Origin of the sequence: Propionivibrio sp. (genome assembly GCF_047602565.1) — a bacterium.
GTDB lineage: Bacteria > Pseudomonadota > Gammaproteobacteria > Burkholderiales > Rhodocyclaceae > Propionivibrio.
This window is the reverse complement of record NZ_JASGGX010000001.1, coordinates 219,955-232,994: the sequence shown is the minus strand read 5'-3', so window position 1 is coordinate 232,994 and position 13,040 is coordinate 219,955. Positions and strand designations below refer to the sequence as shown.

The 13,040-nt window shown below is 63.5% G+C and carries 10 protein-coding genes and 1 pseudogene; all 11 read left to right on the top strand.

What is annotated here, in order from left to right; translation table 11 throughout:
- Positions 1-56: 56 nt before the first annotated feature.
- The 11 genes and pseudogenes from QM701_RS01055 to QM701_RS01005 all read left to right on the top strand — a co-directional run bounded on the left by QM701_RS01055 (position 57) and on the right by QM701_RS01005 (position 12,995).
- A pseudogene (locus tag QM701_RS01055) lies at positions 57-657 on the top strand (XrtA/PEP-CTERM system exopolysaccharide export protein).
- Positions 658-731: 74 nt separating this feature from the next.
- A complete protein-coding gene (locus tag QM701_RS01050) occupies positions 732-2,291 on the top strand; it encodes an XrtA system polysaccharide chain length determinant (RefSeq protein ID WP_415165260.1) in 1,560 nt (519 codons plus the stop codon).
- 9 nt (positions 2,292-2,300) lie between these two features.
- Positions 2,301-3,263, top strand: coding sequence for an XrtA-associated tyrosine autokinase (locus QM701_RS01045; RefSeq protein ID WP_415165259.1), 963 nt, complete (start codon positions 2,301-2,303; stop codon positions 3,261-3,263).
- Positions 3,241-4,770, top strand: a complete 1,530-nt coding sequence (locus QM701_RS01040; protein WP_415165258.1) for a TIGR03016 family PEP-CTERM system-associated outer membrane protein — start codon at positions 3,241-3,243, stop codon at positions 4,768-4,770. Before QM701_RS01045 ends, QM701_RS01040 begins: the two co-directional genes overlap by 23 nt.
- Before the next feature lie 9 nt (positions 4,771-4,779).
- Complete coding sequence (locus QM701_RS01035) at positions 4,780-5,898, top strand: XrtA/PEP-CTERM system-associated ATPase (RefSeq protein WP_415165257.1); 1,119 nt, start codon at positions 4,780-4,782, stop codon at positions 5,896-5,898.
- Positions 5,895-7,067 (top strand): non-hydrolyzing UDP-N-acetylglucosamine 2-epimerase, encoded by a 1,173-nt coding sequence (wecB, locus tag QM701_RS01030; RefSeq protein ID WP_415165256.1) that lies wholly within the window; start codon positions 5,895-5,897, stop codon positions 7,065-7,067. The genes QM701_RS01035 and wecB overlap by 4 nt, the downstream gene beginning before the upstream one ends.
- A 46-nt stretch (positions 7,068-7,113) precedes the next feature.
- Positions 7,114-7,971, top strand: a complete 858-nt coding sequence (locus tag QM701_RS01025; protein ID WP_415165255.1) for an XrtA system polysaccharide deacetylase — start codon at positions 7,114-7,116, stop codon at positions 7,969-7,971.
- Positions 7,968-9,056 (top strand): FemAB family XrtA/PEP-CTERM system-associated protein, encoded by a 1,089-nt coding sequence (locus tag QM701_RS01020; protein ID WP_415165254.1) that lies wholly within the window; start codon positions 7,968-7,970, stop codon positions 9,054-9,056. Before QM701_RS01025 ends, QM701_RS01020 begins: the two co-directional genes overlap by 4 nt.
- Positions 9,057-9,059: 3 nt before the next feature.
- Entirely contained in the window at positions 9,060-10,271 is a 1,212-nt protein-coding gene (locus tag QM701_RS01015) for a TIGR03087 family PEP-CTERM/XrtA system glycosyltransferase (RefSeq protein ID WP_415165253.1), read from the top strand.
- Positions 10,272-10,285: 14 nt separating this feature from the next.
- Positions 10,286-11,848, top strand: coding sequence for an exosortase A (xrtA, locus tag QM701_RS01010; protein WP_415165252.1), 1,563 nt, complete (start codon positions 10,286-10,288; stop codon positions 11,846-11,848).
- Positions 11,841-12,995: a TIGR03088 family PEP-CTERM/XrtA system glycosyltransferase gene (locus QM701_RS01005; RefSeq protein WP_415165251.1), complete on the top strand. Its 1,155-nt coding sequence runs from the start codon at positions 11,841-11,843 to the stop codon at positions 12,993-12,995. Before xrtA ends, QM701_RS01005 begins: the two co-directional genes overlap by 8 nt.
- Positions 12,996-13,040: the final 45 nt, after the last annotated feature.

Genomic DNA, 13,040 nt, shown 5'->3' with positions numbered 1-13,040 from the left:
TGCTGCCTAAGGAGAATGAAATGTCGGTCAGCCTGAAACAAGGTGTTGCTACAGTGATGCGCTGGGTCATGCTGGGAGTGCTCGGAGCAGCAATCTTCGGCTGTGCGACGGGCAACTCCGTTCCTCCCGCGCCGGCTAGCGCCGCTTCGTCGAGCTACAACTACATCATCGGTCCCGGCGATTCTGTCGAACATCGTGGTCTGGCGCAACCCGGAACTTTCGATGTCGGTGCCGGTCCGTCCGGACGGCAAGATCGCGGCGCCCCTGGTCGAGGACCTGCCGGCGATGGGCAAGGATCCGACGACGCTGGCGCGCGACATCGAGAAGGAACTCGGCAAGTACATCCGCGATCCCGTCGTGACCGTGATCGTCACCCAGTTCGTCGGCCCGTACAGCGAACAGATCCGCGTGGTCGGCGAGGCCGGCAAGCCGCAGACGCTGCCGTACAAGCAGAAGATGACCCTGCTCGACGTGATGATCGCCGTGGGCGGATTGACCGACTTCGCGGACGGCAACGCGACGACGCTGCTCAGGACGGCCGAGGGCGACAAGCAATACAGCGTGCGCGTCGCGGATCTGATCAAGCGCGGCGACGTGTCGGCCAATGTCGACATGAAGCCGGGCGACGTGCTGATCATCCCGCGCAGCTGGTTCTGACGGGTTTTTCTCCGACTCGCATTGCGTTTCCGGACGCAATGCGATTTTTCAACCTTTGATGAAACAATTGACCAATGGATGAACTCCTCCGCCAGGCAACAATCATTCTGCGGGGAATGTGGAAACATCGCTGGCTTGGACTCGTGGTCGCCTGGGTCGTCGCGGCGGTCAGCGTCGTCGTGGTTTTTCGCATTCCGGACCGATACGAGGCGTCGGCACGCATCTATGTCGATACGCAGTCGATTCTGAAACCGCTCATGTCGGGGTTGGCGATCGAGCCCAACATGGATCAGCAGATACTGATTCTCAGCCGTACGCTGATCAGCCGGCCCAACATCGAGAAGCTGATCCGCATGGCCGATCTCGATCTCAACGTCAAAACCAAGGCCGCGCAGGAAGCCTTGGTGGATGACCTGATAAAGGCGGTGGCGATCAGAAGTACTTCCCGCGACAACCTCTACACGCTGTCCTATAGCGATCCGCAGCCGGAACGGGCGAAGCGCGTCGTGCAGTCGCTGGTCTCGATCTTCGTCGAGTCGAGCCTGGGGGATAAACGCAAGGACGCCGATACCGCCAGGAAATTCATCGACGACCAGATTCAGGTGTATCAGAAAAAGCTTGAAGAAGCGGAAAATCGCCTGAAGGAGTTCAAACTGAAGAATCTTGCCGCCCAGACCTCCGAGGGCAAGGACTATTTCGGCCGTCTCGGCGACGTGAGTGGGTCTCTGGAGAGGGCAAAGCTCGAGTTGCGCGAAGCCGAGAATTCACGGGATGCGCTCAAGCGGCAAATCGTAGGGGAAGAACCCTCACTGCTGTCGGACGCGCCTGAAATTACCTCGGTGGTTTCGGTACCCGACATCGATGCGCGTATCGATTCTCTGAAACGCAATCTGGATGGGCTTTTGCAGCGATATACCGAGCTTCATCCCGATGTCGTCGGGACGCGGCGGATGATCAAGGAGTTGGAAGAGCAGAAACGCGAGGAGATCGCCGCGCGCAAGAAAGTGGCTGTCTCGAGTCCCGCCGCGGTAACCAGTACCAACCCCGTGTATCAGCAATTGAAAATCTCGCTGGCGGAAAGCGAGGCGACCGTGGCGTCGCTGCGGGTCCGGGTGGCGGAGTATCAGAGCCGCTACAATCAACTCAAGGATTCGATGAAGATGATTCCGCAAATCGAGGCGGAACTCACCCAGCTCAACCGCGACTACGACATCAACAAGAAGAATTACGAAGGTCTGGTGGCACGCCGGGAATCCGCGACGATTTCCGGCGAGATGGACGCGTCGTCGGCGGCCGTTGATTTCCGTCTGATCGATCCTCCCCGCGTTTCGCCCAAGCCCGTGTATCCGAACCGCCTGCTGCTGTTGCCGCTGACGCTCATATTGGCGCTCGGAGCGGGATTCTTCATCCCGTTCGCGGCAAGCCAGATCCGTCCGGTTTTCTTCGACGCGCGGGCATTGCGGGAAGTGAGCGGTTTACCATTGCTCGGGACCGTCTCGAAGAAAGTGGCGGATGCCGACATCGCCAGGGAGAAGACGAGGCTGCGGCAGTTCATTGCCGGGGTCCTGTCATTCGTGGGCGCCTATGGGGTGGGAATCGCCCTGTTGGTTTATTTCACGTCCCGCACTGCTTGAGGAACGACAATGAGTCTCATCGAACAAGCGGCGCAACGTCTGGAGCAATTGAGAAAGGCCGGAGTCGATATCCACTCGCCGTCTCAAGAGGAAAGCTCGGGGCCGAGCGCAAACGGAGGCAGCGAGGTCGGCGGTCGCCCGGCGGAACGTGAAGGCGAGGGTTCTGCCAGGCCGGTAGCGCCAGGGACAGGATCGGCCGCGGTGCAGACGCCGGAAGTGCCCGTGTCGCGCCGGGTCGATGTCAATCTTGATGTACTTGCCGCTTCCGGGATCGTCTGTCCCAATGCTCCCCGCTCCCGCAAGGCGGACGAGTTTCGCGTCATCAAGCGCCCGCTCATCGACAATGCGATGGGGAAAGGCGCGGCGCGCATCAAGGACGGCAACCTGATCATGATCACGAGCGCCTTGCCCGGGGAGGGAAAGACCTTCACCGCGCTCAACCTCGCGGTAAGCATCGCCATGGAGCTCGACAATACCGTGATGCTGGTCGATGCCGACGTGGCCAGACCGACCTTGCTGAACAAAATGGGGCTGGCGCCGGCCAAGGGCCTGCTCGATGTGTTGGTGGACGACTCGATTTCCCTGTCGCATGTGCTGTTGAAAACCAATATCGAGAAACTGACCGTCCTGCCGAGCGGCACCCAGCATCCCCGGGCCACCGAACTGCTTGCCAGCGAAGCCATGGCGCGCCTGCTGGAGGAAATGTCCAGCCGCTACTCGGACCGTATCATCATTTTTGATTCGCCGCCCCTGCTGGTGACGACGGAGGCGAGAACCTTGGCGTCGCACATGGGGCAGGTCGTGATCGTGGTCAACGCGGAAAGAACGACCCACTCCGACGTGAGAAACGCGTTGGCCGCGATCGAGTCCTGTCCCGTGCGGCTCATGCTTCTTAACCAGGTAAGAACGATGGGCAAGGACGAATATGGCTACGGTTACGGGTATGGCTATGGCTACAGCGCCTCGGCTTGACCTGCGCTTTCTGGTTTTCCTTTGCATGTATGGCGGTGCGGGGGGCATGCCCGCATGGGCCGGCAATTGGCAGATCACGCCTTCCATCACGGTCAATGAGACGGCAACGGACAATGTCGGCCTGATCGACAAAAATCGGGAAAGCGACTGGATCACCGATATTGCACCGGGAATCAACATCAATGGCCGTGGAGATCGTCTCAAGCTGAGTTTCGATTACCGGCTGCACGGTCTGTACTACGCCAACGACTCCTCGCGCAACAACATCCAGAATTCGCTGAATGCGCTCGGGTCGCTGGAAGTGCTGGAGAACCTGTTCTTCATCGATGCCAACGCGACGATTTCCCAACAGAATCTGTCGGCCTTCGGCGGCTCGACGAACACCTCCGTCAACATCAACGACAGCGGCAACACGACCGAAACCAGGACCTACCGGATCTCTCCCTATTTCAAGGGCATCCTCGGCTCTTCAACCGAGTACCTGCTGCGCTACGATCTGGGCAAAACGAGCTCGGATGAAGGCAACGCCTTCAGCACGCAAACCAGGCAATTGACCGGCCGGCTGGCCGGCACCGCGGGATTTTCCTGGCTCGGCTGGTCGCTCGACGCCAACCGCCAGAAAAACGACTTTGATCAGGGGCGCGATACGACGTCGAATCTCGTGCGGGGAATGCTCACCTACCGTTACTCGCCGCAGCTCCGCGTTTCCCTGATCGGCGGCCGGGAGTCCAACGATTACGTCAGCGTCGATGAAAAATCCCATACCATCAAGGGCGGAGGATTTGAATGGGCGCCGACCGAGAGAACCTTGCTGTCGGCCTTCCGCGAGGACCGCTTCTTCGGTAACAGCGATAACATCTCCTTCACGCACCGGACGGCCAGAACCGCGTGGAAATATATCCAGACCAAGGATACCCAGACGTCCAACGATCGTATATCGGGCACCGTCGGCACGTATTTCAGCTTGCTCGACAGCATGTTCTCCTCGGCCATTCCCGATCCCGTGGCGCGCGCTGCTTTCGTGAACGCCATGCTGTTGAGCAGCGGCCTGTCGCCGAACGCGGCGCTGCAGGGCGGCTTCCTGACGACGGGAGTGACATTGCAGGAACGCAAGGAATTGTCGCTGGCCCTGCTCGGTGCCCGCAACACGGTCACCTTCGCGGCGACCCGGAGCGAGACCCAGGATGTTTCCAATGGGACGGGCTCGGGATGGTTCCTCGGCACGGATTTCTCCACCCTCAACAACGTCAAGCAGACCGGCGCCAGCGTCAACTGGTCGCATAAGCTCAGCGGACTTTCGTCGTTGTCCGGGTCCGTTTCGCGCCTGCAGAGCAAAGGGACGGGGGATTCGCCCTTGAAAACCGACGAGACGATGTATACGGTCAATTTCGTCACCCAGCTGGGGCCGAAGACCAATGCGGGCCTGAGCGCCCGCCGGATCGAGGTGGATGGAACCACGAATTACACGGAAAATGCGTTGACCGGGACGTTCTCCCACCGGTTCTAGTCCAAAGTCATGTACGAATCCTATTATGGCTTGGCCAGCAAGCCGTTCCAGCTGAATCCCGATCCGAATTTCTATTTCGGCAGCAAGCAGCACCGGCGTGCGACGGCCTACCTCGAGTACGGGCTGCACCAGAACGAAGGGTTCATCGTCGTGACCGGCGAAGTGGGCGCCGGCAAGACGACCATCGTCCGCGGCCTGCTCGGCAAGCTCGATTCAGCGAAGGTGATCGCGGCGCAGCTGGTGAGCACCCAGCTCGACGCCGACGACACGTTGCGCATGGTGGCCGCCGCCTTCGGCGTGCGTTCCAAGAATCTCGGCAAATCCGACGTGCTGCTCGCGCTGGAGGCCTTCCTGGTCGACGTGACGCGCCAGGGCAAACGCTGCCTGCTGATCGTCGACGAGGCGCAGAACCTGACGCCGCACGCGGTCGAGGAACTGAGGATGCTATCCAACTTCCAGTTCGAGACGCAGGCCCTGCTGCAGAGTTTCCTGATCGGCCAGCCGGAATTCCGCAGCATCATGCAGAGCCCGCACATGCAGCAGCTGCGGCAGCGCGTCATCGCGGCGTGCCACATCGGCCCGATGGACCAGGACGAAACCCGCGGCTACATCGAGCATCGGCTCAAATGCGCCGGCTACGAAGGCCAGCCGCTGTTCGACGACGAGGCGTACACCGCGCTGTTCAAGGCCAGCGGCGGCGTGCCGCGGCGCATCAATTCGCTGTGCGACAGGATTCTCCTGTCCGGTTTCCTCGGCGGGAAATCCGGATTCGCGGCGGCCGACGTCGAGGAGGTGGCGCGGGAACTCAACGAGGAGACGCTGGCCCCCGGCGTGGCGCCGCAGGACCCGCCGGGCGTGGCGGAAAGCCACCCGCATGAGGTGCGCCTGACCGACACCGGCATCATGGACCTGAACCTGGCCCGGCTCGAACTGGACGCGCAGGCGGCCGACGAGGCGCTGCACGCGATCGGGGACCTGAAGCATGGCATCAACGAACAGCGCATCGTGCGCCTGGAACGCAGCATGATCCGGATCGAGCGCAGCACCGCGGCGACGCTGACCTTGCTGCAGCAGCTGGTCAATGCCATCCGGGTGCAGAAGAACAATCCGACGGAGAACCAGACTTGACCTGCCCAGCTTGGCCCGAAACCCTCGGCCCCGTCCTGTGCATCGTGGGCGCGCGGCCGAACTTCATGAAAATGGCGCCGGTCCTGCGCGCCTTCGCCGCGCACCGGCCGGCGATTCCCGCGCTGCTGGTGCACACCGGCCAGCACTACGACCGGGACATGAACGACCGGCTGTTCGAGGACCTGCGCCTGCCGCACCCGGACATCAATCTCGAAGTCGGCTCGGGAACGCACGCCGTGCAGACCGCCGAGGTGATGAAGCGCTTCGAGCCGGTGGTCGACGAGCACAAACCGTCGTGCATCCTGGTCGTCGGCGACGTGAATTCGACCCTGGCCTGCACCCTGGTCGGCGTCAAGAAAGGCATTCCCGTCGCACACGTGGAAGCCGGCCTGCGCAGTTTCGACCGGGGCATGCCGGAGGAAATCAACCGCGTGCTGACCGACCAGGTGGCCGATCTGCTCTACACCACCGAGCGCAGCGCGCTCGACAACCTGCTGCGCGAGGGCATTGCTCCGGAGCGGGTGGCGTTCGTCGGCAACGTGATGATCGATTCGCTGGTAGCCAACCGCGAGCATGCGCGCCGGCCGGCGGAAATCCTCGATGCGGCGGGGTTCGACGGCGCCGTCGCGGCGTCCCCCGCCGGCTACACCGTGGTGACGCTCCATCGCCCGTCCAACGTCGACCAGGAGGAGACCCTGCGGCCGCTGCTCGAAACCTTGCGCGAGGTGTCCGAACGGTTGCCGTTGATCATCGCCCTGCATCCGCGCACGCGCGGCAACATCGAACGCTTCGGGCTGAACGATCTGGTCGCCGGACCGCGGATCGTGCTGCTGCCGCCGCAGGGCTATCTCGAAATGCTCGGCCTGATGGCCGGGGCGCGGCTGGTGCTCACCGATTCCGGCGGGTTGCAGGAGGAGACCACGGCGCTGGGAATTCCCTGCCTGACGATGCGCGAGAACACGGAGCGTCCGATCACGGTCGAACAGGGCACTAATACGATGGTCGGGCGCGACCGGCGGGCGATCCTTGCCGGCGTTTCCGAAATCCTTGCTGGAGGCGGCAAGCGCGGGCGCATTCCGGAGTTATGGGACGGTCATGCCGCGGAGCGTATCGCCTCCCATCTGGCCGGCTGGTTGATGGACCGGCAGGCGGCATGCGGCGGTCGTTGAACTTTGTGGCATGCCCGTCGTCGGACCATGAAATGGGAGCCCGGTCATGCCAAGAACGCCGATCATCAATGCGCTGACGATAGACGTCGAAGATTATTTCCAGGTCTCCGCGCTCGCCCCGTACATCCCCCGCAGTGAATGGGACAGCCGCGCGTGCCGGGTCGAGCGCAACATCGAGCGCATCCTGGCGCTGCTCGACGAGCGCCGGACGAAGGCCACCTTCTTCACGCTGGGATGGATCGCCGAGCGTTATCCGCAGCTGGTCCGGCGGATCGTCGACGGCGGCCACGAACTGGCCAGCCACGGCTACGGCCATCAGCGCGCCAGCGACCTGGACGAAGCGGCCTTCTTCGCGGACATCGACGCCTCGCGCAAGCTGCTCGAAGACCTTTCCGGGCAGCCGGTGAAGGGCTATCGTGCGCCGAGCTTCTCGATCGGGAAGAGTAACCTGTGGGCCTTCGATTGCCTCGAACGGGCCGGGTACGTGTATAGCTCGAGCATCTATCCGATACGCCACGATCATTACGGCATGCCGGACGCGCCGCGCTTCGCGCACCGGGTGCGCGGCGGCCTGCTGGAGATTCCGGCGACGACGTCGTGCTTCTTCGACCGTAACTGGCCGGCCAGCGGCGGCGGCTATTTCCGCCTGATGCCGTACCGCGTGTCGCGCTGGCTGCTGGAGCGGGTCAACTGCCGCGACGGGCAGCCGGCGATCTTCTATTTCCACCCCTGGGAAATCGATCACGAACAGCCGAGGATTCCGGGCATCGACCTGAAGACGCGCTTCCGGCACTACCTCAACCTGCACCGGACCGAAGGCCGCATCCGGCGGCTGCTGGGCGATTTCCATTGGGGACGGATGGACGCGATCTTTCTTGGCCGGCAGGGCGGGGACGCCGGATGACGCTGCCTCGCGGAGAAAACACGGAAGAGGCGGCAGAAGCCGCATCGGCGCCGACTGTCTTGCGGCTGGCGCCCGGCGACGCGCGGACGGCGCGGCGCTGGGACGACTTCGTCCATGCCTGCCCGCAGGCGACGTTCTTCCATCGTGCCGGCTGGCAGGACATCGTGGCGGGCGTCTTCCGGCATCCGACCTACTTTCTCTATGCCGAGCGGGACGGTGCCATCGAAGGCGTGTTGCCGCTCGCGCACGTCAAGAGCCTGCTCTTCGGCAACGCCCTCGTTTCGCTGCCGTTCGCCGTGTACGGCGGCGTGGCGGCCGACGGCGAGCCGGCCGCCACGGCGCTGGAAAACGAAGCGCAGGCGATCGCCCGCCAACTGGGCGTCGACCATCTCGAACTGCGCAACTGCGAGCGCCGCCACGCCGACTGGCCGATGCAGGACCTCTACGTCTGCTTCCGCAAGGCCATCGAGCCGGACCTCGAGGCCAACCTGCTGGCCATTCCCCGCAAGCAGCGGGCGATGGTGCGCAAGGGCATCAAGAACGGACTACGCAGCGAGATCGACGGCGACGTCGAACGGTTCTTCTCGCTCTATGCCGACAACGTCCTGCGGCACGGCACGCCCGCGCTGCCCAGGCGCTATTTCCGGCAGCTGCTCGAAACGTTCGGCCGCGACTGCGACGTGCTGACCGTGACCGACGCGCAGGGCAGGGCGGTCAGCAGCGTGCTCAGTTTCTATTTCCGCGATGAAATCCTGCCGTATTACGCCGGCGACGACGTGGCCGCGCGCGATCTGGCCGGCAACGATTTCAAGTACTGGGAATTGATGCGCCGCGCCTGCGAGCGGGGCATCAAGGTGTTCGACTACGGCCGCAGCAAGCAGGGCACCGGCTCGTATTCGTTCAAGAAGAACTGGGGATTCGAGCCGAAGCCGTTGTACTACGAATACCGCCTCTATCGGCGCGACGGCATCCCGCAGAATAATCCGTCGAACGCCAAGTACCGCCTTTTCATCGAGGCGTGGCGGCGTTTGCCGGTTGGCGTGGCCAACCGGCTGGGGCCGTTCATCGTGCGCAACCTGGGGTAGTCCATGAGCAATCTGCTGTACCTCGTGCACCGCCTGCCGTACCCGCCCAACAAGGGCGACAAGGTGCGTTCGTTCCACCTGCTCAAGCATCTGGCGGCCAGGCATCGGGTTTTCCTGGGCACCTTCATCGACGATCCGGCGGACGAGGCCCATGTCGGGACGTTGGGGGATTACTGCGCCGGGATGCACGTCGCGCGGCTGTCGCCGGAGCTGGCCAAGCTGCGCAGCCTGCGCGGCCTGGTGAGCGGCGAGGCGCTGACGCTGCCGTATTACCGCGACGGCGGCCTGCAGGCGTGGGTGAACCGGACGATCGCCGAGGGCGGGATCGATGCCGCCGTGGTCTTCTCGTCGGCGATGGCCCAATACCTCGGGGACTTTCCGCAGGACAGGACCCTGGTCGATTTCTGCGACGTCGACTCGGCCAAGTGGACGCAATACGCGCCGGCGCACCGCTGGCCGCTATCCTGGATCTACCGGCGCGAGGGCGAACGCCTGCTGGCCTTCGAGCGGCAGGTCGCCGCGTCGGCGGCGCGTTCCTTTTTCGTGACCGAGAACGAGACGGAGCTTTTCCTGGAGCGCGCGCCGGAATGCCGGGAAAGAACCCTGCCGATGTGCAACGGCGTCGATGCCGATTTTTTTTCTCCGGAACACGATCTGGCGTCGCCCTACGCTGCGGACGAAATCCCGCTGGTGTTCACCGGCGCGATGGATTACTGGCCGAACGTCGATGCCGTCAAATGGTTCACCGGGGAAATACTGCCGCGGTTGCTGCCGCGGTGGCCGGGCCTGCGCTTTTACATCGTCGGCCGCAGTCCCTCGCCGGCCGTGCAGGAGCTCGCCGGGGAACGGGTGGTCGTCACCGGGACCGTGCCCGACGTGCGCCCCTATCTGCGGCACGCCTGCGTGGTGGTGGCGCCGCTGCGCATCGCCAGGGGCATCCAGAACAAAGTGCTCGAGGCCATGGCCATGGGACAGCCGGTCGTCGTCGCCAGAGAATGCGGCGAGGCGGTGGATGCCGTTCCGGAAAGGGACCTGCTGCTGGGGGAGAGCGCCGAGGATCACGTTCGGCAAATAACCGCGCTGCTCGAATCACCCGAACGGCGCTCGGCGATGGGCCGGGCGGCCCGCCGGCAGGTGGTTCTGCGGTATAGCTGGGATGCCCATTTGTCGATTATTGATCGATATCTCGAATCGGCCAGCCCTGTCAGTTCCTGAAAACACACAAGCCCATGCAGACCAGTGAAATCGTGGAAGTTCCAGGCCGGGAATCGGCCTGCCGGTGGCGGCTGGCGATAGGCGCGTTGGCGGCGATTATCGTCGCCGAGTTCGTGCTCTACCGGGAAACGGCGCTGTCGATGGTGGCCATCTGGGCGCGCAGCGACACGTTCGCGCACGGATTCCTGGTGTTTCCGATCTCCCTGTGGCTGATCTGGCGCGAGCGCCGCGCGCTTGCCGCAATGGAGCCGATGCCCAACGCCTGGCTGGCGTTGGGCATCGGCTGTGCCGGCTTCATGTGGCTGTTGGGAGAGATGGCCACGGTTGCCCCTCTCTCGCAATTCGCCTTGATCGGCATGCTGGTCATGGCGGTAGCGGCGGTTCTTGGAGTGCGACTGACCCGGAGAATGGGTTTCCCCCTCGCGTTCCTTCTGTTCGCCGTGCCGTTCGGCGAATTCGCGATGCCGCAACTGATGGAATGGACGGCCAACGTCACCGTTCTGTGCCTGCGTTTCAGCGGCGTGCCTGTTTACCGCGAGGGATTGCATTTCATCATTCCGTCCGGCAGCTGGTCGGTGGTCGAAGCATGCAGCGGGGTGCGCTATCTTATCGCCTCCCTGATGGTGGGAACGCTGTTCGCGTACTTGAACTATCAATCACTGAAGAGGCGACTGGTTTTCATCGGCGTCTCCTGCGTGGTGCCCATCATCGCGAACTGGCTGCGGGCCTACATCATCGTCATGCTGGGCCATCTTTCGGGCAACAGGCTGGCGGCGGGCGTCGACCATCTCATCTACGGCTGGCTGTTCTTTGGCATCGTCATCATGGCGATGTTCTGGATCGGATCGCGCTGGCGGGAAGACGATGAGCCGGCTTCCGCCGGGCGGTCCGCGGCCGTTCCGTACCGGGCGGACAATTACGGGCAGGCCCTGCTGACCGCCGTGCTGGCGGCCGTCGTTCTGACGGGCGTGTGGCCTTTCGCCGAGTGGCGGATCGAACGGAACGCGAAGCCGAACATCGCGACGCTCGGCGTGCCGGCGGAGATTCCCGGCTGGACCGGTGAAGCGGGCGGCGTCCCCGCCTGGACCCCGCATTACAACAACGCTTCCGCCTACCTGCGCCAGATCTACGGCAAGGATGGACGATCGGTGGGGCTGTATGTCGGCTATTACCGGAATCAAGGGGCCGAGCGGAAGATGGTGAGTTCCAACAATGTCCTGGTAAAAAGCGACGATCGGAACTGGCTGCGCGTCTCCGGCGGCCGGCGCGCCAGCGTCGTGCAGGGGGCATCGATCGACGTCAGGACGGCGGAGCTGCGCTCCCCGGCCAACAACGAACGCCTGGTCGTCTGGCGGTGGTACTGGGTCAACGGCCGGCTGACTTCCAGCGACTATCTGGCCAAGGCCTACACCGCGCTGTTCCGTCTGCTGGGGCAGGGCGACGACTCGGCGGTGGTGATCGCGTACGTAGCCAAGGACGCTGCGGACGATCCGCATGCGGTGCTGCAGGAGTTCATCGAGGCGGCCGCTCCGGCGATCGAACAGGTCCTGCGCAAGGCTCGGGATGCTCATGGCTAGCCGGGACGCGCGGCCGCTGATTGCCCACGTCATGTACCGCTTTGACGTGGGGGGGCTGGAGAACGGCGTGGTCAACCTGATCAACCACATGCCGCCCGATGCCTACCGGCATGTCATCATCGCGCTGACCGAGATCACCGATTTCCGACAGCGCATCAGGCGCGACGATGTCGAGTTCATTGCCCTGAACAAGCGCCCGGGGCATGCGCTGTGGAACTATCCGCGGCTTTTCAGGCTCTTCAGGAAACTGCGGCCGTCGATCATCCATACCCGCAATCTGGCCGCGCTGGAACTGGTCGTGCCGGCATGGGCGGCGGGCGTCCCGGTACGCATCCACGGCGAACATGGGCGCGACGTGGGCGACCTGGATGGCTCCAACAGGAAATACCAGTGGGTGCGGCGCTTTTACCGGCCTTTTGTGACGTATTACATTGCTCTTTCGCGCGACCTTGAGGATTATCTGACCGACACGGTCGGCATGGCGCGCACCGAAGTGGCGCAGATCTACAACGGCGTCGATGCGGAGCGTTTCTTTCCGGCCGCCAGGCGTGAGCAGATTCGGGACTGCCCGTTTACTGGGGAGGATTTGTGGCTGGTGGGGACCGTGGGGCGCATGCAGACCGTGAAAAACCAGACGGATCTGGCGAAGGCCTTCATCGCCGCGCTGCGGATGGCGCCGGAGTTGAAATCTGCGATGCGCCTAGTCATGGTCGGCGACGGACCGCTGCGGGCGGCATCGCTCGCACTGCTGGAACAGGCGGGTTGCGCCGATCTGGCGTGGCTGCCGGGCGAGCGCGGCGACGTGCCGGAAATCCTGCGCGGCCTGGACTGCTTCGCGTTGCCTTCGCTGGCGGAAGGCATTTCGAACACGATTCTGGAGGCGATGGCCAGCGGGCTGCCGGTCGTGGCGACCGACGTGGGAGGAAACCGGGAACTGATCGAAGAAGGAATGACCGGCACGCTGGTTTCCTCGGGCGATGTGCAGGCCATGGCGAGGGAAATCGTGGCGCTGGCCAGGAACCGTGAAAGGGCACAGGATATGGGCCGGGCCGGTCGCCTGGCGGTCGAGCGGAAGTACAGCATGGCGGCGATGGTCCGGCAATATCAGGGCTTGTATGACCACTGCCTGGCAGCCAGGGCGCGGTAGCGGACGGCCGATCCTCGCGGGCCGGGACGGACAAGAACGGAGCCA

Coding starts and splice junctions, on each gene's coding strand:
- QM701_RS01015 (WP_415165253.1), top strand. CDS start 9,060: ATGAGCAATCTGCTGTACCTCGTGCACCGCCTGCCGTACCCGCCCAAC.
- QM701_RS01035 (WP_415165257.1), top strand. CDS start 4,780: ATGTACGAATCCTATTATGGCTTGGCCAGCAAGCCGTTCCAGCTGAAT.
- QM701_RS01050 (WP_415165260.1), top strand. CDS start 732: ATGGATGAACTCCTCCGCCAGGCAACAATCATTCTGCGGGGAATGTGG.
- xrtA (WP_415165252.1), top strand. CDS start 10,286: ATGCAGACCAGTGAAATCGTGGAAGTTCCAGGCCGGGAATCGGCCTGC.
- QM701_RS01020 (WP_415165254.1), top strand. CDS start 7,968: ATGACGCTGCCTCGCGGAGAAAACACGGAAGAGGCGGCAGAAGCCGCA.
- QM701_RS01040 (WP_415165258.1), top strand. CDS start 3,241: ATGGCTACAGCGCCTCGGCTTGACCTGCGCTTTCTGGTTTTCCTTTGC.
- QM701_RS01025 (WP_415165255.1), top strand. CDS start 7,114: ATGCCAAGAACGCCGATCATCAATGCGCTGACGATAGACGTCGAAGAT.
- QM701_RS01045 (WP_415165259.1), top strand. CDS start 2,301: ATGAGTCTCATCGAACAAGCGGCGCAACGTCTGGAGCAATTGAGAAAG.
- QM701_RS01005 (WP_415165251.1), top strand. CDS start 11,841: ATGGCTAGCCGGGACGCGCGGCCGCTGATTGCCCACGTCATGTACCGC.